23 protein-coding genes and 4 tRNA genes are annotated in these 21,380 nt (G+C 61.3%); 12 read left to right on the forward strand and 15 right to left on the reverse strand.

Annotation, left to right across the window (positions count from 1 at the left end; all coding sequences use genetic code 11):
• Window positions 1–6: 6 nt before the first annotated feature.
• The 3 genes from sugE to rdgC form a co-directional block, all read right to left on the reverse strand.
• Window positions 7–324 (reverse strand): quaternary ammonium compound efflux SMR transporter SugE, encoded by a 318-nt coding sequence (gene sugE, locus J5M56_RS18560; RefSeq protein WP_060478786.1) that lies wholly within the window; start codon window positions 322–324, stop codon window positions 7–9.
• 95 nt (window positions 325–419) lie between these two features.
• Window positions 420–1,385 (reverse strand): bile acid:sodium symporter family protein, encoded by a 966-nt coding sequence (locus J5M56_RS18565; RefSeq protein WP_060478787.1) that lies wholly within the window; start codon window positions 1,383–1,385, stop codon window positions 420–422.
• A 151-nt stretch (window positions 1,386–1,536) separates the two neighbouring features.
• Window positions 1,537–2,457: a recombination-associated protein RdgC gene (gene rdgC, locus J5M56_RS18570; protein ID WP_060478788.1), complete on the reverse strand. Its 921-nt coding sequence runs from the start codon at window positions 2,455–2,457 to the stop codon at window positions 1,537–1,539.
• Window positions 2,458–2,674: 217 nt separating this feature from the next.
• Between rdgC and J5M56_RS18575 the strand changes: the two genes are divergently transcribed.
• From J5M56_RS18575 to J5M56_RS18590, 4 genes are all read left to right on the forward strand, one after another.
• Window positions 2,675–2,750: transfer RNA gene (locus J5M56_RS18575), tRNA-Val, on the forward strand.
• Window positions 2,751–2,763: 13 nt separating this feature from the next.
• Window positions 2,764–2,840 (forward strand) — tRNA-Asp (locus J5M56_RS18580).
• A 169-nt stretch (window positions 2,841–3,009) separates the two neighbouring features.
• Window positions 3,010–3,085, forward strand: a tRNA-Val gene (locus J5M56_RS18585).
• Window positions 3,086–3,103: 18 nt separating this feature from the next.
• Window positions 3,104–3,180 (forward strand) — tRNA-Asp (locus tag J5M56_RS18590).
• Window positions 3,181–3,258: 78 nt separating this feature from the next.
• On the opposite strand, the gene map is transcribed toward J5M56_RS18590, so the two are convergent.
• Complete coding sequence (gene map / locus J5M56_RS18595) at window positions 3,259–4,035, reverse strand: type I methionyl aminopeptidase (RefSeq protein ID WP_186476527.1); 777 nt, start codon at window positions 4,033–4,035, stop codon at window positions 3,259–3,261.
• A gap of 53 nt (window positions 4,036–4,088) precedes the next feature.
• On the opposite strand from map, the gene J5M56_RS18600 reads away from it, so the two are divergent.
• Window positions 4,089–4,265 (forward strand): hypothetical protein, encoded by a 177-nt coding sequence (locus tag J5M56_RS18600; protein WP_186476528.1) that lies wholly within the window; start codon window positions 4,089–4,091, stop codon window positions 4,263–4,265.
• Between the two features lie 29 nt (window positions 4,266–4,294).
• On the opposite strand, the gene J5M56_RS18605 is transcribed toward J5M56_RS18600, so the two are convergent.
• The 4 genes from J5M56_RS18605 to J5M56_RS18620 all read right to left on the reverse strand — a co-directional run bounded on the left by J5M56_RS18605 (window position 4,295) and on the right by J5M56_RS18620 (window position 8,189).
• Window positions 4,295–5,245, reverse strand: a complete 951-nt coding sequence (locus tag J5M56_RS18605; protein WP_207937516.1) for a 2-hydroxyacid dehydrogenase — start codon at window positions 5,243–5,245, stop codon at window positions 4,295–4,297.
• Between the two features lie 25 nt (window positions 5,246–5,270).
• Complete coding sequence (locus J5M56_RS18610; protein WP_186476530.1) at window positions 5,271–6,029, reverse strand: SDR family oxidoreductase; 759 nt, start codon at window positions 6,027–6,029, stop codon at window positions 5,271–5,273.
• 16 nt (window positions 6,030–6,045) lie between these two features.
• Window positions 6,046–6,756 (reverse strand): fumarylacetoacetate hydrolase family protein, encoded by a 711-nt coding sequence (locus tag J5M56_RS18615; RefSeq protein ID WP_207937517.1) that lies wholly within the window; start codon window positions 6,754–6,756, stop codon window positions 6,046–6,048.
• A 92-nt stretch (window positions 6,757–6,848) separates the two neighbouring features.
• Window positions 6,849–8,189 (reverse strand): MFS transporter, encoded by a 1,341-nt coding sequence (locus tag J5M56_RS18620; protein WP_186476532.1) that lies wholly within the window; start codon window positions 8,187–8,189, stop codon window positions 6,849–6,851.
• Between the two features lie 291 nt (window positions 8,190–8,480).
• On the opposite strand from J5M56_RS18620, the gene J5M56_RS18625 reads away from it, so the two are divergent.
• The 6 genes from J5M56_RS18625 to J5M56_RS18650 all read left to right on the forward strand — a co-directional run bounded on the left by J5M56_RS18625 (window position 8,481) and on the right by J5M56_RS18650 (window position 12,850).
• Window positions 8,481–9,410 carry an AraC family transcriptional regulator gene (locus J5M56_RS18625; RefSeq protein ID WP_060478793.1) on the forward strand — a complete coding sequence of 310 codons (930 nt, stop codon included), beginning with the start codon at window positions 8,481–8,483 and terminating at the stop codon, window positions 9,408–9,410.
• A gap of 10 nt (window positions 9,411–9,420) precedes the next feature.
• A complete protein-coding gene (gene pcaQ / locus J5M56_RS18630; protein ID WP_186476533.1) occupies window positions 9,421–10,353 on the forward strand; it encodes a pca operon transcription factor PcaQ in 933 nt (310 codons plus the stop codon).
• Window positions 10,354–10,569: 216 nt separating this feature from the next.
• Complete coding sequence (locus J5M56_RS18635) at window positions 10,570–11,328, forward strand: FKBP-type peptidyl-prolyl cis-trans isomerase (protein WP_060478795.1); 759 nt, start codon at window positions 10,570–10,572, stop codon at window positions 11,326–11,328.
• A 277-nt stretch (window positions 11,329–11,605) separates the two neighbouring features.
• Window positions 11,606–12,046, forward strand: coding sequence for a YkvA family protein (locus tag J5M56_RS18640; RefSeq protein WP_060478796.1), 441 nt, complete (start codon window positions 11,606–11,608; stop codon window positions 12,044–12,046).
• Between the two features lie 100 nt (window positions 12,047–12,146).
• Window positions 12,147–12,485 (forward strand): helix-turn-helix transcriptional regulator, encoded by a 339-nt coding sequence (locus tag J5M56_RS18645; RefSeq protein ID WP_060478797.1) that lies wholly within the window; start codon window positions 12,147–12,149, stop codon window positions 12,483–12,485.
• Window positions 12,482–12,850, forward strand: coding sequence for a hypothetical protein (locus tag J5M56_RS18650; protein WP_060478798.1), 369 nt, complete (start codon window positions 12,482–12,484; stop codon window positions 12,848–12,850). The genes J5M56_RS18645 and J5M56_RS18650 overlap by 4 nt, the downstream gene beginning before the upstream one ends.
• Here the strand turns inward: J5M56_RS18650 and J5M56_RS18655 are convergent.
• Complete coding sequence (locus J5M56_RS18655; RefSeq protein WP_207937518.1) at window positions 12,832–13,809, reverse strand: EAL domain-containing protein; 978 nt, start codon at window positions 13,807–13,809, stop codon at window positions 12,832–12,834. The genes J5M56_RS18650 and J5M56_RS18655 overlap by 19 nt on opposite strands.
• A 114-nt stretch (window positions 13,810–13,923) precedes the next feature.
• Entirely contained in the window at window positions 13,924–16,005 is a 2,082-nt protein-coding gene (locus J5M56_RS18660; RefSeq protein ID WP_186476535.1) for a carboxy terminal-processing peptidase, read from the reverse strand.
• Between the two features lie 144 nt (window positions 16,006–16,149).
• On the opposite strand from J5M56_RS18660, the gene J5M56_RS18665 reads away from it, so the two are divergent.
• A complete protein-coding gene (locus J5M56_RS18665; RefSeq protein ID WP_207937519.1) occupies window positions 16,150–17,112 on the forward strand; it encodes an NAD(P)H-quinone oxidoreductase in 963 nt (320 codons plus the stop codon).
• Between the two features lie 107 nt (window positions 17,113–17,219).
• Here J5M56_RS18665 and J5M56_RS18670 read toward each other — a convergent pair whose 3' ends face one another.
• Genes J5M56_RS18670 through J5M56_RS18690 form a run of 5 tightly spaced genes read right to left on the reverse strand, consistent with a single transcriptional unit; the run spans window position 17,220 to window position 21,305 of the window.
• On the reverse strand, window positions 17,220–17,873 hold the full coding sequence (locus tag J5M56_RS18670) for an HAD family hydrolase (protein ID WP_207937520.1): 654 nt from the start codon (window positions 17,871–17,873) through the stop codon (window positions 17,220–17,222).
• A gap of 14 nt (window positions 17,874–17,887) precedes the next feature.
• Entirely contained in the window at window positions 17,888–18,877 is a 990-nt protein-coding gene (locus J5M56_RS18675) for an ABC transporter ATP-binding protein (protein WP_207937521.1), read from the reverse strand.
• A 1-nt stretch (window position 18,878) separates the two neighbouring features.
• Window positions 18,879–19,673, reverse strand: a complete 795-nt coding sequence (locus J5M56_RS18680) for an ABC transporter permease (RefSeq protein ID WP_207937522.1) — start codon at window positions 19,671–19,673, stop codon at window positions 18,879–18,881.
• Entirely contained in the window at window positions 19,663–20,502 is an 840-nt protein-coding gene (locus J5M56_RS18685; RefSeq protein ID WP_186476539.1) for an ABC transporter permease subunit, read from the reverse strand. The genes J5M56_RS18680 and J5M56_RS18685 overlap by 11 nt, the downstream gene beginning before the upstream one ends.
• On the reverse strand, window positions 20,499–21,305 hold the full coding sequence (locus J5M56_RS18690; RefSeq protein WP_186476540.1) for an alkaline phosphatase family protein: 807 nt from the start codon (window positions 21,303–21,305) through the stop codon (window positions 20,499–20,501). The genes J5M56_RS18685 and J5M56_RS18690 overlap by 4 nt, the downstream gene beginning before the upstream one ends.
• Window positions 21,306–21,380 lie beyond the last annotated feature (75 nt).

A 21,380-nucleotide genomic window follows, 5' to 3' on the forward strand; every position in this document is an offset into this window, starting at 1 on the left:
GGGGTATCAGCTGGCGCTGACTTTCAGGCCGATCAGGCCGGTTACGATCAGCGCCACGCTGACCAGCCTGACCAGTGCCATCGACTCGCCGAACAGGATGATCCCGGCAATCACTGTGCCGACGGCACCGACGCCAGTCCAGATGGCGTAGGCGGTGCCTAACGGCAGCTCTTTCATGGCCAGGCCCAGCAGGCCCAGGCTGACCGCCATGGCAGCGACGGTGAGCACGGTAGGAAGGGGTTTGCTGAAGCCGTCGGTGTACTTCAAGCCGACGGCCCAACCGACCTCGAACAGGCCGGCGAAGAACAGGATGATCCAGGACATGATGCGTCTCCATCGTTGCAAAGGATGGGGCCGTCCCCGGGAGGGTCACGCGGTGCGTCGTGAGGTCGTCCTCACCGTTGCCCTCAGGGTACACATCAATGGCGAGCCGGTCCAACCTCTTGCGTGGCAGCCGATGGCTCCTCCAGCTTGCGGAACCAGGTCGAAAGCAAGGCCCCTGAGATGTTGTGCCATACGCTGAACAGCGCGCTCGGAACCGCTGCCAGCGGCGAGAAATGCGCTGCCGCCAACGCCGCCCCAAGCCCTGAATTCTGCATGCCCACTTCCAGCGCCAAGGATTTGCGCTGGGCTAGCGGCAGCTTGCAGAGCCGGCCGGTAAGGTAGCCCAGCACAAACCCGAAGCTGTTGTGCAGCACCACCACGGCCATGATCAGCAGCCCCGATTCGGCGATCTTGGCTTGGCTGGCGGCAACCACGGCACAAACGATCATCACGATGCTCACCACCGAAACCAGCGGCAGCACCTGCACCGCTACCTGCACCCGCGCGCCCAGCAGGCGCTGGGCCACTACCCCGAGCACGATCGGCAGCATCACCAGTTGCAGGATCGACCAGAACATATCCATGAAAGACACCGGCAGCCACGCCGATGCCAACAACCAGATCAGTGCCGGGGTCAGCAGGGGAGCGAGCAGGGTAGTCACCGCGGCGATCGCAACTGCCAGCGCCAGGTCGCCCCTGGACAGCCATACCATCACGTTCGACGCCGTACCACTGGGGCAGCAGCCGACCAGGATCACGCCAACGGCAATTTCTGCCGGCAGGTGGAACAGCTGGCACAACAACCAAGCCACGCCCGGCATGATCAGAAAGTGTGCCACCACGCCGAGCGCCACGCGCCAGGGCTGGCGGGCGAGGGCGGCAAAGTCGTCGAGCTTGAGGGTCAGGCCCATGCCGAACATCACCAGCCCCAGCAGTGGCACGATGGCGACCTTGAGCGCGATGAACCACTGGGGCTCAAGGAAGGCCAGCACGGCGAACACCAGCACCCACAGGGCGAAGGTATTGCCGACGAAGCGGCTGAGGGCGGCGAGTGCGCGCATGGGGCAATTCCTTTTCTATTTATAGCTTTGAGTATTTCATTGGCCACTTGCGGTTAAACCCGCTGCCACTGGGTGACAGCGGGTTTAACCGCCTATGGGCCACTGCTGGCTACCGTTCAGATAGAGGCCTGCGGTGCTACTTCAACTCACATCAGACCCCTTGAGGGATCTCTTCACCACCCAGCACTTCGAACAAGGCTGGCAGGAACTCGGCGAAGGTCATCATCATCAGCTGGAAGCTGGCATCGAACTGCTGGGCGGCCTCATCACCACCGTCCTGTTCGGCCTGCTCCTGCAGCAGCTCCTCGAACTTCAGGCGCTTGATCACCATCTTGTCGTCAAGCACGAACGACAGCTTGTCCTGCCAGGCCAGCGCCAGTTGGGTGACCATCTTGCCGGTGCTCAGGTGCAGCTGAATTTCCTCGCCGGTCAGGTCCTGGCGCTTGCAACGTACGATGCCGCCGTCTTCGGCGGTATCACGCAGTTCGCATTCATCCAGGACATAGAAGCCTTCGGCGGCCTGTTGCGATTTGACCCAGTCGGTCATGGTCGCGGTGGGTGCGATTTTCACGGTGGCCGGACGTACCGGCAACGAACCCATCACTTCGCGCAGCGTCGACAGCAAGTCTTCGGCACGCTTGGCGCTGGCCGAGTTGACCAGAATCATCCCAAGGCGCGGGGCGATGGCGGCGAAGATCATCGAGCGGCGGATGAACGCGCGTGGCAGGAATGCCTGGATGATCTCGTCCTTGATCTGGTCGCGTTCTTTCTTGTAGACCTTGCGCATCTGCTCGGTCTCGATTTCTTCGACCTTCTCTTTCACCGCATCGTTGACCACGCTGCTTGGCAGAATACGTTCTTCCTTGCGCGCGGCAATCAGCAGAAACTCGCCGCTGACGTGCACCAGGGGAGCGTCTTCACCTTTGCCGAACGGCGCGATGAAGCCATAGGTGGTCAGCTCCTGGCTGGCGCAGGGGCGGGCCGGCTTGCTGGCCAGCGCGTCTTCCAGCGCTTGTGCCTCGAACGGTACTTCCTGGGTCAGGCGGTAGGACAGCAGGTTCTTGAACCACATGAGGGGCAATCTCTCCTTAATGCATAAGGCGGGCATTATTCTCCGAGCGGTGCTCTGAGGCCAGCCCTGTCAGAGGGCCATTAGAAAGTCATGGGTATGCAAAACCCTCGGCTGCGCTAGGTCTTTGAAAGATTTGAGATTTTTTTTATAAAAAGATCAAGAAAGTGCTTGCCAGGGTAGCGGCCCGTCCGTAGAATGCGCGCCACACCGAGACGAAGGGTGATTAGCTCAGCCGGGAGAGCATCTGCCTTACAAGCAGAGGGTCGGCGGTTCGATCCCGTCATCACCCACCACTCGATGTATAGCGCAGCGGTAGTTCAGTCGGTTAGAATACCGGCCTGTCACGCCGGGGGTCGCGGGTTCGAGTCCCGTCCGCTGCGCCATATTCCACTTCCAGGGCCCACTGAACACCCGGAAGTAACGAAGAAAGCGACCTTAGGGTCGCTTTTTTTGTGCCTGCGATTTGGCAGTGATATTTTTTGCGAAAAATCTCATAAATGGCTTGTCAGCCGTCTGCTTCGTCCGTAGAATGCGCGCCTCACCGAGACGAATGGGTGATTAGCTCAGCCGGGAGAGCATCTGCCTTACAAGCAGAGGGTCGGCGGTTCGATCCCGTCATCACCCACCACTCGTTTCGATGATTAGCGCAGCGGTAGTTCAGTCGGTTAGAATACCGGCCTGTCACGCCGGGGGTCGCGGGTTCGAGTCCCGTCCGCTGCGCCATATTCCGCTTCCAGGGCCCACTGAACACCCGGAAGCCACAAACAAACGACCTTAGGGTCGTTTTTTTGTTTCTGGCGTTCAGCCGCGACGTTCTTCGGGGCGTAACGTCAGTACTTCCACGCCCTCTGCGGTCACCGCCACGGTATGCTCCCACTGCGCCGAAAGGCTGTGGTCGCGGGTGATCACTGTCCAGCCATCCTTGAGCGTTCGCGTACCGCGCCCGCCTTGGTTGATCATCGGCTCTATGGTGAATACCATCCCCGGTTGCAACTTCATACCCATGCCGCGTTGGCCGAAGTGCAGGATTTCAGGAGCTTCGTGCATCTGCTGGCCGATGCCATGGCCGCAGTATTCGCGCACCACGCTGTAGCCTGCGGTTTGCGCGTGCACTTCAATGGCATGGCCGATATCACCCAGCGTCGCCCCTGGGCGTACTTGCTCGATGCCTTTCCACAGGGCCTCGTAGGTGGTATCGACCAAACGCCTGGCGTCATCGCTGATCGCCCCGATGGCGTACATCTTCGACGAATCGGCAATGTAGCCACCCTGCTCCAGGGTGATATCCACGTTGACGATCGAGCCCTCTTCGAGCACCTCATGGGCTTTGGGAATGCCGTGGCAGACCACGTGGTCCACCGAAGTGTTGAGCGAGTAGGGGAAGCCATATTGGCCCTTGCTGGCCGGGCGGGCTTTGAGGGTGTCGACGATGAACGCCTCGGCATGGTCATTGATCTGCAGGGTCGTCACCCCGGGGCGCACGAAACGGTCGAGTTCGACGAACACCTGGGCCAGTAGATGCCCTGCGTTACGCATCAGCGCTAGTTGTGCGGGGGTCTTGAGGATTACCTTGGACACAGGCAGAGGCTCGTATTGGGGTGCAGTCCAGCATAGCGCCATGGACAACCCGCTTGCCAGCACCTGGCGTGCTGGCTGTGCTGGCCTCTTCGCGTGTGAACCCGCTGCCTCGGGCTCGCTACCGGTTTGCAGGCTGCGCATTACCGGTGGGTGGGTTTAACCGCGAAGAAGCCTTCATCGCTCGCCACACCGATGGCTGGAGTGCGCTACCGGGGTTGCTCGACGATTAACCCGCCTGCGCGGGTAGCCGCTACATTGGCTAGACGACCAACCCTTGAGGTTTGCGCCCGGCGAATACCTCTACCAAGCTGGACACGACCATTTCGCCCATGCGTGTGCGAGTCTGTAGGGTTGCGCTGGCGCGATGGGGCTGCAGCACCACATCTTCGCGTCCGAACAAGGCTTCTGGCGCCCGTGGTTCGTCATCGAACACATCCAATGCCGCGCCCGCGATCTGGCCAGCCTCCAGCGCGGCGATCAACGCCGGCTCGTCCACCAGCTTGCCGCGCGCGATGTTGATCAGATAGCCCTGCGAACCCAGCGCTTGCAGCACTTGGCGATTGATCAGCGCTTCACCCTTGTCGGCCGCCGCCGCCAGGATCAACGCATCACTGTCTTGCGCAAGCCGTTGCAGATCAGCCTCGAATTCATAAGGTACTTGCTGTGCCTGTAGGTCGGTGTAGCGAATCGGGCAACCAAACGCTGCCGCACGTTGAGCCACCGCGCGCCCGACCCGCCCCATGCCTACAATGCCAACACGCATGCCCGATACCTGGCGGGCCAGCGGCAGCGGTGCCAAGGGCGTGGTACTGGTAGCCCAGTGGCCTGCGCGGACGAAGCGGTCGCCCGTGCAGATACCCCGGCACAGGCTGATCAGCAGGCCAATGGCAAGGTCGGCGACATCTTCGGTGAGGGCGCCGATGGTGGCAGTGACCTGGATACCGCGGTCGCGGGCGTAGGCCAGGTCAACGGCATCGGTGCCAACACCATTGATCGCGACCACCTCCAGGTTAGGCAGCCGCGCCATCAGGGCCTGGCTGATACCGGTATGCCCACCGGTGATCACACCGCGGATCTGCTCGGCATGCTGGCTGACGAAGGCGTCCTTGTCGGCCTGTTCGTAGTAACGGCGCAAGGTGAATAGCTGCTCCAGGCGCTCGCGAATGTGCGGGATGAGGATCGGGCTCAGTTGCAGGACTTCAGGTTTCATCGGTCACTCCATCAGGGAAAGGGGTTCAGCCGCGGCCAACAAATGGCATATTGCTGGCCATCACCGTCATGTTCAGTACGTTGGCCTCCAGCGGCAGCGCAGCGATATAGCGCACAGCGTCTGCCACATGGCGTACGTCGAGCATTGGCTCGGCGGCGATCTGGCCGTTGGCCTGGCGTACGCCACGGGTCATGCGTTCGGACAGCTCGGTCAGGGCGTTGCCGATGTCCACTTGGCTGCAGGCGATGCTGTAGGCCCGGCCATCCAGCGCCAGGGCCTTGGTCAAGCCCAGCACTGCATGTTTGCTGGCGGTGTAGGGGGCGGTGAACGGCCTTGGGGTGTGCGCCGAAATCGAGCCGTTGTTGATGATCCGCCCACCTTGTGGCTGCTGCCGGCGCATCAGGCCGAAGGCTGCACGGGCGCATAGAAAGACACCATCGACGTTGGTAGCGATAACGTTGCGCCAGTTCTCAAGTGCCAGTTCGTCTATCGGCACGGCCGGGGCATTGACGCCCGCATTGTTGAAGATGACATCGAGGCGGCCATGCACCTGCTCGATGGTCGCGAACAGCTCGGCCACACTGTGTTCATCCCGTACATCGGTGGGCACCGCCAAAGCTTCGCCCCCCGCTGCCCGCGCTTGTTCCGCCAGTGCCTGCAACGGTTCTGCGCGGCGTCCGGCCAGGACCAGACTGAAGCCGTCCTGTAGCAAGGCAAGGGCGACCGCGCGGCCGATACCGCTGCCGGCGCCGGTCACCAGCGCGATTTTCTTGTGTTGTGTCATGTTGGCTTCCATCGTGTCAGGCTGCGTTGACCGTTTGCCGGGCCGGGCGGGGGCCGACGCGCAGGCTAAGTTCGCCAATGCCGTCGATACCGGCATGCAGGGTGTCGCCGGGGTTGAGTGTCGCTACCCCCGGGGGGCTGCCGGTCATGATCAGGTCGCCTGGGCGCAGGGGCAGCTGGCGGGACAAGCGGCTGATGACCTCGGCCAGGGCCCAGGTCTGTTGGCTCAGGTGGGCACGTTGGCGCGGCTGCCCGTTGACCTGTAACCACAGGTCGGCATCCAGCGGCCAGGCGCATTCGCTGGCTGGCACGATGGCGCTCATCGGTGCCGAGGCTTCGAACACTTTCGCGCTTTCCCAAGGCAGGCCCTGGGCTTTGGCTTTACGCTGGTGGTCGCGGCGTGTCAGGTCCAGCCCGACTGCAAACCCGAACACGTGGCGCAGGGCATGCTCCGGTTCAATATCGACACCCCCTGTGGCGATAGCAGCGACCAGCTCGATCTCGTGGCAGAACTCTTCGGTCTGCGGCGGGAACGGCAGCTCGCCCTGAGCCAGGACCACGTTGCTTGCCGGTTTCATGAAGAACACCGGCTCCAAGGGGGCTGGGCCGTAGGCGTCCGGCCAAGGGTAATTGCGCCCCAGGCAGAACACCCGGCCGACCGGGAAGTGCGCAGCGCTGCCGCGGATCGGCAGGCTGACGATGGCCGGCGGGTCGAACAGGTAGGTCATGGGTGAGTCCTCCGTAATGGAGTGGCCAGCGTAAGGCAGAGGCTGGCCGGCAAAGTTGGACGAAAGCGGGGGCGGCTTGGACTAATCGGGGCTCATGCCGCCGACTTGAGCTCGATGCGGTAGAGCTTTCCAAGCAGCAGCGAATAAGACAGGGTGCCCATCAGTGCCACCCCACCAATGAACCAGAACGCCATGGCGAACGAGCCACTGGCATGCACGATCATGCCAATCATGATCGGCGTGACGATCCCGCCAATGTTGGCTGCCAGGCTGGTGATCCCACCGGTCAGGCCGATCAACTGCTTGGGCGCCACTTCTGATACCGCTGCCCAGGATGACGAGGCGATACCCTGAGCGAAGAACGCGAGGGTAAGGATGGCAATACACAGCACGTTGGAGTCGGTGAAGTTCACTAGCACGATCGACATACCCAGCATCGAGCCGATCACCAGCGGTAACTTGCGAGCGAACGACAACGAATAGCCCTTGCGGATCAGCAGGTCCGACACGATGCCTGCCAGCAGAATGCCGGCGGTTGCGCCAATGAACGGCATGACCGCGAAGATGCCCACCTTGATCAGGGTCAGATGGCGCTCCTCGATCAGGTAAGTGGGGAACCAAGTGAGGAAAAAGTACAGCGCCGATGTGCTGGCGAACTTGCCAAGGCAAATGGCCCAGACCTGGCGATAGCGAAACAGCTCGGCGACCTGGCGCCAGTCGAAGCGGGTTCGCTCCTGGCTGCTTTTCACCAACCCGCCGCCACCTTCGATATAGGCGAGCTCTTCCTTGCTGACCTTCTTGCAGTTCAGCGGATCGCGGTACAGCCACAACCACACAAGGCCAAACACAATGCCGACCAGGCCTGTGCTGTAGAACACATGGCGCCAGTCATAAGTGGTGGCCAGCCAGAGCAGCGCGCCGGTGAACAGGGCGGTGCCCAGGTACTGGCCACACACGTAGATGCTGCTGGCCATGCCGCGTTCGCGGGCGGGAAACCACACCGTTACCGCACGGCTGTTGGCCGGGAAGGCCGGGGCCTCCATGGCACCGACCGCCAGGCGCAGGCCGAACAGCGAGGCAAAGCCACTGGCCAGCCCCTGGGCCACGGTGACTGCCGACCAGCTGATCAGTGATACCCCATAGGTCAGGCGCGAGCCGAATCGGTCGGCAATGAAGCCGGCCGGCACCAGGGCCAGGGCGTAGGTCCAGGCGAAAGCCGAAAAGATCAAGCCCATCTCGACCTTGTCCAGGCCCAGGTCCTTGGCCATGAACGGCGCTGCGATGGAGATGTTCACCCGGTCGACGTAGTTGATGATGGTCGCCACCAGCAGCAGCGACAGCATGAACCAGCGGCGGCGGGTAGGCAGGCGCTGGGCAGGGGCCGCGTCCAGCGTGTACGAAGACGCGGCGCGGGGGGTAGGCGTGCTCGACATGAGTCGACCTCGTTTGTTGTTGTTGGTAGAGGTGGGCTGCAGTCCCTTATTCAGGGTGATCGTACAACGAAGTGAATGCAATGCGGGTTTTAGACCGTTTTTTCCACATCCAGCGAGGTGAGGCTGCGGCGTCCAAAAAAAACCTAGTGAGGGTTTGGCCTGCGATTTTCGCTAGAAGCCCCGTATTACAAGGGCCCTGTGATTTTGCTGTTGCACAGGTTTTTGCAGAAGATGTTTAATGGCAAAGCTTAGACATCGTACAACTATCGCTCTGCTAACCGGAGATGACCCATGCCCCCCAAGCGCGAGGTTCCGACCTACTTCATGCAGCAGCGCAGTGAGTTGATGGATTTCTACATCCGCGACCAGCGCGGCCGGCCTGCCGAAACTGCGCCGCATCGTCACGAGTACTTTCAGATCCAGATCAACTTCGGCGCTGACACCGTGCAGCACATCGGCAGCGTGCAGCGCCCGTTCAAGCGCAACACCCTGGCCTTCATCCTGCCCCATCGGGTGCATGTGATTCCGCACCCGGCCGACAGCGATTTCGTGGTGATCAACTTTTCCCAGACGTTCTTGCTGCCGCACCTGGCCTGCGACCCGATGGACCTTGAAGAAGTATCGATCCTGCAGGCGCCGGAGCTTTCACCGTTTCGCTTTCAGGAGCATCTGGACTTTTGCCTGGATGACAGCAACTTCAGCGAAGTGCGGCAGATGCTTGAGCGCATGCGCGAGCTCGATGCCAACCGCCGTTTCGGTAGCCGCGAAGTCCTCAAGGGCCTGCTGCTGCAGTTGATCGGCCAGGTCTGCAGCCTGTACGCCGAGCCGTTGCGAGAACTGGCCGACAGTAATGCGGCACAACTGAGCCGTCGCGCCGCTCTAGGCCGTATGAGCGAGTATCTGCGCCGACATATCGATGACCCGGACCTCAACCTGCAGAAAGTTGCTGCGGCCACCTACCTGTCGCCAACCTACCTGACCCATTGGCTGCGCAAGGAAATCGGCAAAAGCTTCAGCGAACTGGTGCTGGAGCGGCGCATGCACACCGCGCGCAACTTCCTGCTCAATGGCAGCCGCCCTGTGGGCGAGGTAGCGCGGCTGTGTGGCTTCGCCGACGAAGCCTACTTCTCCCGGCGCTTTCGCCAGATCCACGGGCTACCGCCTGGGCAGTTTCGCCGCCAGCAACGTGACCCGGATACGCCACAGGCTGCGATGCGTTAAGCTTGCTGGCATGAACCTCGACAGCCGCATCAAGTATCGCCACCTCTTGTGTTTTCTGGAGATTGCTCGACAAGGCAGCCTGGCCAGGGCAGCCGATATTCTGGCCATCAGCCAACCCGCGATATCCAAGACGCTCAAGGAACTCGAAGATCTGCTCCAGGCGCGCTTGTTCGAGCGCAGCCGTCAGGGGGTCGAACTGACCTTGGCCGGTACCCGCTTCATGCGTTACGCCGGCCCCAGCGTGCAGGCGCTGCGCGATGGTGTCAGCAGCCTGCGCGGTGAGGCGCTGGCGCCTTCGCAGGTGCGCATCGGCGTGCTGTCGACCGTCGAGGGGCTGTTGATGCCAGAGGTGCTGTGCCGTTTGCATCAACGTCACCAAGCGTTGGTGATCAGCGTAGTGACCGGGGTCAGCGCGCAGTTGCTCAGCCAACTGCACGTCGGTGAGCTGGAACTGGTGGTCGGGCGCATGACCGAAAGCCCGCAGATTCAAGGGCTGTCATTCGAGCACCTGTACAGCGAGTCCATGGCTCTGGTGGTGCGTCCTGGCCATCCATTGCTGGCAAGTACGCCCGTGGAGCGCCAGCGCGTTGGTCAGTTCGCACTGGTGCTGCCACCCCCAGGTACCACCATCCGTAAGCACGCCGACAGCCTGTTCGTGCAGTGTGGTATTCAAATGCCCACCCAGCGCCTTGAGACCTTGTCGCTGGCGCTGAGCCGGCGTTATCTGCTGGGGAGCGATGCACTGTGGGTTGCCCCGCGGGATGCGGTACTGCTGGATCTGCGCCGGGGTGAGTTGGCCGAGCTCGACCTGGGCGTGCGTGAGCCGGGTGGTTCGGTGGGGATCTGCCGCAACGCTGCATTGCCATTGAGTCTGCCTGGGCAATGGGTTTGCGAGGTACTGCGAGAGCTGGCTGAACAGTATCGCCAAGGCCAATATCCGTGACGGTTGGTTGAAGAAACAAACAGCCACAAAAATCCGGCAAAAGCCTCCTGAAGCATCAATACTGGCCAATGGCTCATTGGCTTTGATGAATAAGGCTTTAAGTACTGAACTTCCTTACGAAAACCCGCTCCTATGCCGGTAGCCATTGGTGATGGCCGCTGCTAAGCTCGCGGCTTTACCCTGATTGCCCTTATGGCGCATGAACAAGGAAATAGCATGAAACAGCATCGTCTGGCGGCTGCGGTTGCCCTGGTAGGCCTGGTACTGGCTGGCTGTGATAAACAAGCCAGCACCCCGGAGCTCAAGACCCCGGCACAGAAAGCTTCCTACGGTATAGGCCTGAACATGGGCAAGAGCCTGGCTCAGGAAGGCATGGAAGATCTTGATTCCAAAGCGGTCGCTCTGGGCATCGATGACGCTGTCAGCAAGAAAGAGCAACGTATCAAGGACGAAGAGCTGGTAGAGGCCTTCACCGCGCTGCAAAAGCGCGCCGAAGAACGCTTGGCCAAGGCTAGCGAAGAAGCTGCCAGCGCCGGCAAGAAATTCCTCGAAGAAAACGCCAAGAAGCCAGGTGTGGTCACGACCGCTTCGGGCCTGCAGTACGAAGTCGTGAAAAAGGCCGACGGCCCTCAGCCCAAGCCCACCGACGTGGTCACCGTTCACTACGAAGGCAAGCTGATCGACGGCAAGGTGTTCGACAGCTCCGTCGAGCGCGGCAGCCCGATCGACCTGCCTGTCAGCGGCGTCATCCCAGGCTGGGTCGAAGGCCTGCAGCTCATGCACGTTGGCGAGAAGTACAAGCTGTTCATTCCGGCTGAGCTGGCATACGGTGCGCAGAGCCCGAGCCCGCTGATCCCGGCCAACTCGGTGCTGGTATTCGATCTGGAACTGATCGCCATCAAAGACCCAGCCCAGTTGCAGGGTGGCGAAGCGCCAGAGGCTGAAGCTCCAGCTGAAGCCCCCGCCAAGCAATAAGCCGCGCTCACCTGCACAACGCCCCGTCCTGACGGGGCGTTGTCGTTTGTGAGTCAGGATTCTGCGAACCTCACGAGGTGAGCATTGTCCGAGCAAGTGCAGTGTGAAGAAGCCGGAAGCTTCTGACGCAAATCGTTTGCGAGTCTGAAACGACTGTGTAAAAAACGCCCGATCTGACCGCGGCCCTTGCCTTGTGGGCGCGCGCCGTCACAAACTTCACCCTGTTCACAAGGTTATCCACAATAAATGTGGATAACCTCCCCGTGCTGGAGGCCTTATGAGCGCACCTTGGAATTTCGCCCGTTTTCTGCCTTTGGCCGAGCGCTTGCTCAGCCGCGGTCGGCTGCCAGCCTTGTTGTTCGCCGTGGCACGCAAAGGCCCGCGCATCGGCCAGTTGCGCGGCGACGTCAAGCTGTTGCAGTCGTTATGCCTAGCCTGGTGGCGTGGTGAGTACCGCGCTATCAGCCCCAAGGCGTTGGTAACCATCGTCGCCGGCTTGCTGTACTTCGTTAGCCCAATCGACGCCATCCCTGACTGGATTCTTGGCGTAGGCTTTCTTGATGACATTGCCGTGCTTGGCTGGGTGCTCAAGACCGTGGCGGATGAATTGGCGCGTTTCAAGGCCTGGCGTGACAGCCAGGCACCCGAGCGCCTGCGGGTGGTCGAGCGCCTTCCAGATACTCCCGAAGCGCTGCGCTTAGAGCGCAAAACGCACTGAATACGTGCAAGCCCTCACAGACTGCCACGCTTGCTAATATAATTGGCATAAGCATTATGCCTACGGATTACATGCGGTAGTCCTAACAAAGGGGGTTGTCATGGGTATTCAGGTCATCAGCCGGGACGGTCAGCCCGAGTACGCGGTCGTTCCCTGGGAGCAGTATCAGGCACTGCTCGAGGCGGCTGGGCAGGCACCTGCGCAGGTAACCGACGAATCGCCGCCGCAAAGTTCCCAGCCAGCCAACCTGCCAGCATTCAGTGAAGTGGCGCAGCTGCGTCAGGCGAAGGGGATTGCACCTGAGCAGCTAGCGCGCAATGTCGGGGTCAGCCCGGCTTACCTTGCCATGATCGAATCGGGCGAGCGCCAACCGGACGCTGCGATCCGCCGCGCTTTGGCCTGGCACTTGGGGGTGGCCGGCTGGAGCGAGCCCTCATGAGCCAGGTCAGGATCAGCCGAGAGCACTGGCAAAACCTGCTGGACGAGCTTGATATGGCCCGCCGTCAACGTCACTTGCTCACCTATCGCGCATTGATCGAGCGCCTGCAACTGCCCAGCCCGGCGATGCAGACGCTGACTGCCGCACTGGAATACCTGGCGGTGATCGATGCCAGAGCCGAGCAGCCGCTGCGCAGCTCGCTGGTGATCAGCCAAGGTGCCAGCCGTTTGCCGCGCACCGGTTTTTTCGAATGTGTCGAGCGCCTGGGGCGTTTCTCGGGGCCGGTCGATGGGATGGAAGCGGCGTCCTGGCATGCTTCGGAGGTAGTCAGGGTATTCGAGTACAGCTACCCTGCGCATGCCTGAGCATTCCCGGCCATGGGCGGTGGGCACTCCAAGGCCAGCACTGACAATGCATCTCGATGAATCACGCCACAGTGCGTGCCGTCAGGCGCCTGTATCTGCAGAGTGGTCAGCTCTTCATGGCGACCAAACAACTCCATGATCTGGCCAAGCGTAGCATTGAGCCGGACTGTCGGCTGTTGCATCAGCGCGGCGGGCAGCACCTGCGCCAAGAGCCGCTGATCTGCCCGCACACCCAGTGCTTGCGGCCGCCCCAGCAAATGCCCCTGTACCAGGTTGATCCCCATGTCGGTCAACACCGCGAGTTCTTCTGGTAATTCGATACCCTCAGCTATCACCTGTGTGTTCGCTGCCCGAGCTATCTGCAAAATGGAGCCGACGAACTCGCGCTTGAGTGGGTCGTGGTGGATGCCGTCAATGAAGTGGCGGTCGATCTTCACATACTCCGGACGCAGCTCGGACCACAGGCGCAGGCTGGAATAGCCCGCGCCGAGGTCGTCCAGGGCGATGGAAAAACCCATGTCGCGGTAGTGGTGCAACGCATTGGACAGTAGCCGGATATCGTCGGTCGGAGTCTGCTCGGTCAATTCGATCACCACCCGGCTTGGCGCAATACCCATTTGCTCGAGCAGCTTAAGGGTGCGCCCGGAAGGGTAGTGAGGCTCCAGCAGCGATTCAGGCGAGATGTTGAGAAACAGCTTGCCCTCAAGGTGTTGTGCGCTGAACCCGCGACAGGCGCTTTCTCGGCAGACGGCTTCCAGCTCAGTCAAACGCCCGGCCTGGCGGGCGGTCGCGAACAGGGTTAGGGGGGAATGCAGTGGGCTGTTGGAAGGGCCGCGGCTCAAGGCTTCATGGCCATGGACGCGCCGCTCACGCAGGCAAACGATCGGCTGGAACAAGCTGTGGATGCTGCGCTGAGCCAGAATGGCGCTCAAGGCACTGAGCTGTTCGGCGATGGTCATGACGATATCCTGAAAATGAAAGGGCCGGGCATTTGCACACCCGGCCCCTCTATTTCACGACAGTGGCATGACTGTTTGATGACAGGTCGTACTAATCTGCCATCATCGGTCGAGTCACTTTTTCGCCATCTTCGTGCTCTCGCTGAGGTAGTCGATCAGAATGCGGCCGGTCTCAGCCAGGTAGGCGTCATCCTCCGGCTTGGTTTTGTCGTCTTCTTCCGGCAGAGCATCTTCGTCGACTTTCTTCAGTTCCTTGAGTGGTTCTTCGCCTTTGGCCTTGCGGCGGATGTTTTCCATGGCCAATTGCTTGGCTTCGACTTCATCGTGGCGGGCACGGCGTTCCTGCTCGTTGAGGCTTACGGTCTTCTCGTCCATCAGCTTCTGGGTCAGCGCCAGGCGGTCGCGGATGTAAGTGAACTCGGCATCCTTGGCGCTGCGTGCATCATGCTTGGCCTTCAGGTCAGCCAGGAACGGCTTGAACGGGTCGGACGTCGGCTTGACCACCGGGCGGATGGTGTCCCATGGCATGGCTTCTGGCAGAGCGCTTTCGCCGATTTCCTTGGTGTCGATGATCGACGGGTAATCGATGTCCGGCAGCACGCCCTGGTGCTGGGTGCTCTGCCCGGAAACCCGATAGAACTTGGCCAGGGTCAGTTTCAGCTCGCCATGATTGAGCGGCTGAATGGTCTGGACCGTGCCTTTGCCGAAGGTCTGGCCACCGATGATCAGCGCACGGTGATAGTCCTGCATGGCGCCGGCGAAGATTTCCGAAGCCGAGGCAGACAAGCGGTTGACCAGCAGCGCCAGCGGGCCTTTGTAGAAGGCGCCTGGGTTTTCGTCTTCCAGTACATCGACACGCCCATCGCTGTTGCGTACCAGCACGGTCGGGCCTTTCTCGATGAACAGGCTGGTCAGTTCGGTGGCCTCCTGCAAAGAGCCGCCGCCATTGTTACGCAGATCGATGACAACCCCGTCGACCTTTTCCTTCTGCAGTTCGGTGAGCAGTTTCTTCACATCACGCGTGGTGCTCTTGTATTCAGGGTCGCCGGCGCGGTAAGCCTTGAAGTCCAGGTAGAAGGCCGGAATTTCGATGATGCCCAGCTTGTAATCGCGCCCGTCCTGCTTGAGTTTGAGCACCGACTTCTTCGCCGCCTGTTCTTCAAGCTTGACCGCCTCACGGGTGATCGAGACGATCTTGCTGGTCTGGTCGCTTGGCGCATTGCTGGCCGGGATTACCTCCAGGCGGACCACCGAGCCTTTAGGGCCACGGATCAGCTTGACCACTTCGTCCAGGCGCCAGCCGACCACGTCGACCATTTCCTTGTTGCCTTGGGCCACACCGATGATCTTGTCGGCTGGCGCTACCTGCTTGGTCTTGGCGGCCGGGCCGGCAGGCACCAGGCGGACGATCTTGACCTGGTCGTTGTCGCTTTGCAGCACTGCGCCGATGCCTTCGAGCGACAAGCTCATGTTGATGTCGAAGTTCTCGGCATTGTCTGGCGACAGGTAATTGGTGTGCGGGTCGTAGGACTGCGCGAAGGTATTGATATAGGCCTGGAAGATATCCTCGGCGCGTGTCTGGTCCAGACGTGCGAGCTGGTTCTTGTAGCGCTTGGTGAGGGTCTCCTGGATCTGCTTGGGCTCTTTGCCGGCGATTTTCTGGCGTAGTACCTCATCCTTTACGCGTTTGCGCCACAGCTCGTCGAGCGCGGCTTGGTCCTTCTCCCACGGTGCATCCTTACGGTCGATCAGCAAGGTCTCGTGGGTGGTGAAGTCCATCTTGTCGACGCCCTTGGCCAGCTCGGCCAGGGCGAAGTCCAGGCGCTGCTTGACCCGGTCGAGGTAGCGCTTGTAAATGGTGAAACCGGGCTCGAGATTGCCGCTTTTGAGGAAATCGTCGAATTGCGTCTTCCACTTGTCGAATTCGGCAATGTCGGCTGCGGTGAAGTAGCTGCGAGCCGGGTCGAGCAGCTTGATGTAACTGTCGTAGATGATCACCGAACGGGCGTCATCGAGCGGTGGTTTGCTGTAGTGGTGGCGTTTTAGCAACTCCACCACGTTCAAGCTGGCGACGATTTCGTCACGATCCGGCTGCAGGCTGTCCCATTTATTGGCGGCCGCCGCATTGCCGCCGAGCGTGAGGCTACCCAGGCCGATCATCATGGCCAGGGCGGTGCTTGGAAGGAAATGCTTCATGCTGATTCGACGTGGAGGCAATTGATCACGCATAGTAGGCCGTCTTTTCCGTTCGCCGGTTCCATGGGAACCGGTCAAATACTGCAAAAAAGCCTGAGGAGCGGGCTCCTCAGGCTCAGTCTGTGATTCAACTATGGAGGCACTGTGAAGGCATTGCAAGGCGTTGAAGGACATGTGGACTGGGTCGAAGCGCAGCGCCCAGCCTGTGACGCGGGCCAAGTACGCATTCGCGTGGCTGCTGCCGGTCTGAACCGGGCCGACCTGCTGCAAATGAAGGGTCTTTATCCGCCACCGCCAGGCGCCAGCCCTTACATGGGCTTGGAGTGCGCCGGGGTGATCGAGGAGGTGGGTGCCGGCTCCGACTGGCGGGTGGGCGACCGCGTCTGCGCACTGCTGGCCAGCGGTGCCATGGCCGAAGAGGTGGTGGTCGATGCCCGCCATGTGCTGCCGGTGCCCGAAGGCCTGAGCCTGCACGAAGCGGCGGCGCTGCCGGAGGTGTATGCCACGGCGTGGTTGAACATTTTCCAGCTGGGCAAGGTGAAGGCAGGGGAGAAAGTGCTGGTGCATGCCGGTGCCAGTGGTGTGGGCTCTGCAGCGATCCAGCTGTGCAAGGCTTTTGGTAGCCCGGTGTGGGTCAGCGTCGGCTCCAAGGATCGCCTGAACTACTGCGAGGCGCTGGGCGCCGCCGGTGGCGTGGTGCGTAACGAAAACCTCGACGCGCTCGAGGGCATAGGCCCGTTCGACGTGATTCTCGACCCGGTCGGTGCGAGCTACGGCGAGCTGAACCTGAAGCTGTTGGGCCGGGATGGCCGCTGGGTGATCATCGGCCTGATGGGCGGGCGCACGTTCGAGCTGGACCTGGCTCAGGTGCTCGGCAAGCGCCTGGAAATCACCGGCTCTACCTTGCGCAACCGCGACGATGGCTTCAAGGCCGAGTTGCTGCGCGAACTGCAACAGCAGGTATGGCCGCTGTTCAGCGAAGGGCGCCTGTCGCCGCAACTGGTCGATACCTACCCGGTGGAGTTTGCCCAGGCGGCGTATGCAGAGCTCGAAAGCAATCAGGTCTCCGGCAAGCTGGTAATGGTCATTGACCCAAGCCTTTCTTGAGCGGGCTTGATGCTTTCGGGGTGAACCCGCCGTCACCGAAATCACAGGCCTTGGCCCGGTGGCAGCGGGTTCGCCCGCGAGCAGGCCGGGCCGGCCCTTTGAATGCTTCAGCTCCAGTTCAAGATCGGCCAGCCATTTATCTGGGCGTGCTCGCGCAAGACCGCATCCGGGTTCACCGCATATGGATGATCGACCTTCAGTAACAACGGCAGGTCGTTGCGCGAGTCGGAATAGAAACTCGCGCCCTCCAGGTTTTCCTGCTCCTGGTCCAGCCACTCCAGCAACCGGGTGATCTTGCCTTCGCGGTAGGTCAGCACGCCATGGGTCCTGCCGGTGAATACACCGTTCACCGCCTCCAGCTCGATCGCCAAGTACTCATCCACCCCTAGCCGCGCCGCGATCGGCCCGACCAGGTGTGTGCCAGAAGCCGAGATGATCAGAATCCGGTCGCCGCGCTGGCGGTGCTCGGCGATGCAACGGCACGCATCGCTGTAGATGATCGGTTCGATCACCTCCTCGACCCACGGCTCAACCAGGTGCTCCACTTCCTCCAGCGTGCGCCCGGCGATGGGCTCCAGGCTGAACGCCATATAGTCTTCCATCTGCAGGTGACCTTTGCCGTAAGCCTGCATCAGCTCATGGTCGCGGCGCAGGAAGGTCTTGCCGTCAACCCAGCCCAGTCGGGCCATCTGCTCGCTCCACAGCGACGCACAGTCGCCATTGATCAGGGTTTCGTCCAGATCGAAAATTGCCAGTGCCATGGTGTTGAGTCTCCTTAGGCCACTTCACGCAGCGCCGTGGGGTCGATCGACAGGGACACCCGCTGGCCATCGGCATGCAGGTCTTCAGGCGAACGGTTGAGCACATCGACCACCAGTTCCACCCCACGCACCTCTACGCGATAGCGGATGACGTTGCCCAGCAAGCTGTGACTGCGCACCTGGGCGTCCAGTTCACCGTGGGCACCCAGGGTGATCGACTCCGGGCGGATCGCCAGGCGACTGGTCACCGTGCGCTGCAGCAGGCGGCTGGCGCTGTCGGCCTCAAGCAGGTTGTAGTTGCCGATAAAGCCTGCGGCGAACAGGTCCGCTGGCGCTGTATAGAGTGTTTCGGCATCGCCGCTCTGGACGATGCGGCCCTGGTTCATGAGGAAGATCCGGTCAGACATGGTCAGCGCTTCTTCCTGATCATGGGTGACGAAAATGGTCGTCAGGCCAAGCTCGCGCTGGATCGCCCGGATCTGCTCGCGCAGGTGTTTACGGATGCGTGCATCGAGCGCGGACAACGGCTCATCGAGCAGCAGCAGACGTGGGCGAGTGACCAGCGAACGGGCCAGGGCCACGCGCTGGCACTGGCCGCCTGACAGCTGATGCGGGTAGCGCCCGGCGAAGCTGCCCAACTCTACCAGTTCCAGGGCTTCGCGCACCCGCTGCTGGCTTTCATCGGCCTTGACCTTCTGCATGCGCAGGCCGAACGCGACGTTCTGTTCCACGGTCATGTTGGGGAACAGCGCATAGCTCTGGAAAACCATGCCAATGCCGCGCTTTTGCGGGCTCAAGGGCACGATATCGACACCGTCCAGCAGGATCTGCCCAGCGTCCACCGGGGTCAGCCCGGCGATGCAGCGCAGCAGGGTGGACTTGCCGCAACCGGAGGGGCCCAGCAGGGTGACGAACTCGCCCCGCTGGATCTGGCAGTCGATGTTCTCGAACACCGGGCTGCCGGCGTAGCTTTTTTGCAATTTCTGTACGCTGACGAAGCTCATGTCAGGTTTTGTCCTTGTTCAGGCGGTTGGCGACCCAGGTCAGCACCAGCACGAAAGCGAAGTACGAGATCACCAATGCGCTGTTGAAGTGCCCGCTGCTGTTGCGCATGTTGTTCAGGTACACCTGCAAGGTTTCGTAGCGAGTGCCGACCAACAGGTTGGCAAACACGAACTCGCCGAACAGGAATGAAAACGACAGCAGCAGGGCGACCATCAGGCCTTTGCGCAGGTTTGGCAGTACCACCAGTATGGCGGCCTGCCAGGTGCTGGCGCCGAGTAGCTGAGCGGCATCCATCAGGTCGCGCAGGTTTATCGCCTGCAGGTTGTTGGTGATGGCTCGGTACATGAATGGCAGGGCGATGGTGAAGTAGCAGCCGATCAGGATCCACGGCGTGCCAACCATTGCCATGGGCCCACTGCCGTAAAGCTGCAGCAGGCCTACCGACGACACCACTGGCGGTACGGCAAAGGGCAGCAGGATGAGGATGTTCATCAGCGCGTCGAGCTTCGGGAAGTGATAGTGCACCACGAACAACAGCGGCAGGATCAGCACCACCGAGAGCAGCAGTGCACCCACGCAGACCAGCAGCGACTGGCCGAATGCAGCCAGAAAGCGCGGTTCGCTCCACAGTGCGACGTACCATTTGAAGGTAAGGCCGCTGGGCAACAGGCTCGCCGACCAGCTGGTTGCCAGCGAATACAACAGCGTACCGGCCAGCGGCAGCAGCAAGATCAGGAACAGCAAGTACACCACCACCCGGTGGTAGAGCCCGGAAGATGATTTTTCAGCGCGCATGGTAGCTCCTCTTGAGCAGCCATTGATGAACCACCGTCACCACTGTCATCAGGCCCACCAGCACCATCGCCAGGGCACTGGCCAGGTTCGGATCAAGGCTGATGTCACCGGCCACCAGGCCGGCGATACGGATTGGCAGCACATTGAAGTTGCCGGTGGTCAGGGCATACACGGTGGCGTATGCACCCAGCGCGTTGGCCAGCAGGATGACGAAGGTGCCGAGCAGCGCTGGGGTCAGCACCGGCAGGCCGATATGGCGCCAGAACTGCCAGTGGCTGGCCCCCAGCAGCGCCGCCGATTCACGCCAGTCCTCGCGCAAGGCGTCGAAGGCGGGGTAGAGCAGCAATACGCCAAGGGGGATCTGGAAGTAGGTGTACACCAGGATCAGTCCGCTCTTGGAGTAGATACTGAAGTCCTCCAGCAGGCCGACCTGTTTCAGTAGCAGAGTCAGCGCGCCGTTGAAACCGAGCAGGATGATGAAAGCGAAGGCCAGCGGCACCCCGGCGAAATTGCTGGTCATGTTGGCGAAGGCACTGACGAAGTCGCGCAGCTTCGAGTCGACCTGGCGCAGCGAGTAGGCGCCAAGGGTTGCGATGACGATGCCGAACAGGCTGGACCAGAAGCTGATCTCCAGGCTGCGCTGCAGGGCCTGCAAATAAAATTTCGAGGCGAACACCTTGCTGAAGTTTTCCGTGCCCCAGCCTGCTTGCGATTGCAGGCTGTTGATGGCCACCCAGGCGAGCGGTGCGATCTGGAAGATGATGAAGAACACTGCGAACGGCAGCAGACACAGCAGCGCCAGATAACGGCTACGATTGCCGGCCTTCACTTGAGCAGCTCCCGGCAGACGGTCTTGTCATGGGCCGCACCCAGCAGTTCGCAGATGGTGCCGCACAACTCGGTCTGCAGGGGTTTGGCGGCCGGGTCAAGGCTGAAGCCATCGCCGAACACGAACAGCGGTACTTCACGTTCCTCAGCCAGCAGGCCGTTGTGCGAACGGTCATTGTTCATGCCGTGGTCGGCGGTGACCATCACCTGATAACCCTCCTCCAGCCAGCCGGGCAAATAGTCGGCCAGCAGGATGTCCGCGCTGCGCGCGGCGTTACGGTACTGGCTGCTGTCCAGGCCGTGGTGGTGGCCGACATCGTCGATGCTCATAGGGTGCACCAGGAGAAAATTGGGCGCATGCCGGCGACGCAAATACTCGGCATCGGCCAGCAGGTGCGAATCCGGGTAGCGGTCGTCCCAGTAAAACAGCCCATGCTGGATCGGCAGCTTTGGCGCATGGGTGTGTCGATCGCGCTGTGGATCGAAAGGGGAGCGGTTGTACAACTCGCTCACCCAGTGATAGGCCGCCGCCGCGGTGCCCAGGTTGGCTTCACGGGCATAGTGGAACACGCTGCGCTGGTTGGACAGGCGGTTGACGTTGTTATGCACGATGCCGCTGTCGATGGGGGCCACGCCCGTGAGGATGCACTCGTACAGCGGCCGGGACAGCGACGGCAGCTCGCATTCCACGCGGTACAGCGCAGCGCGATCGGCCTCGACGTAGGCGTGCAGGTGGCCCATGGCATGGTGGGCCACCTGATAGTTGAGGCCGTCGAGCAGGACCAGAATGACGTTGTGTTGCATGCTTACTCCAATCAGGCTTTGCGCGGTGGTTCGGCACTCGATGAACCACCGCGAAAGGGGCGGGTCAGGCACTAG

Origin of the sequence: Pseudomonas sp. 51_B, from assembly GCF_017491595.1 — a bacterium.
GTDB lineage: Bacteria > Pseudomonadota > Gammaproteobacteria > Pseudomonadales > Pseudomonadaceae > Aquipseudomonas > Aquipseudomonas promysalinigenes.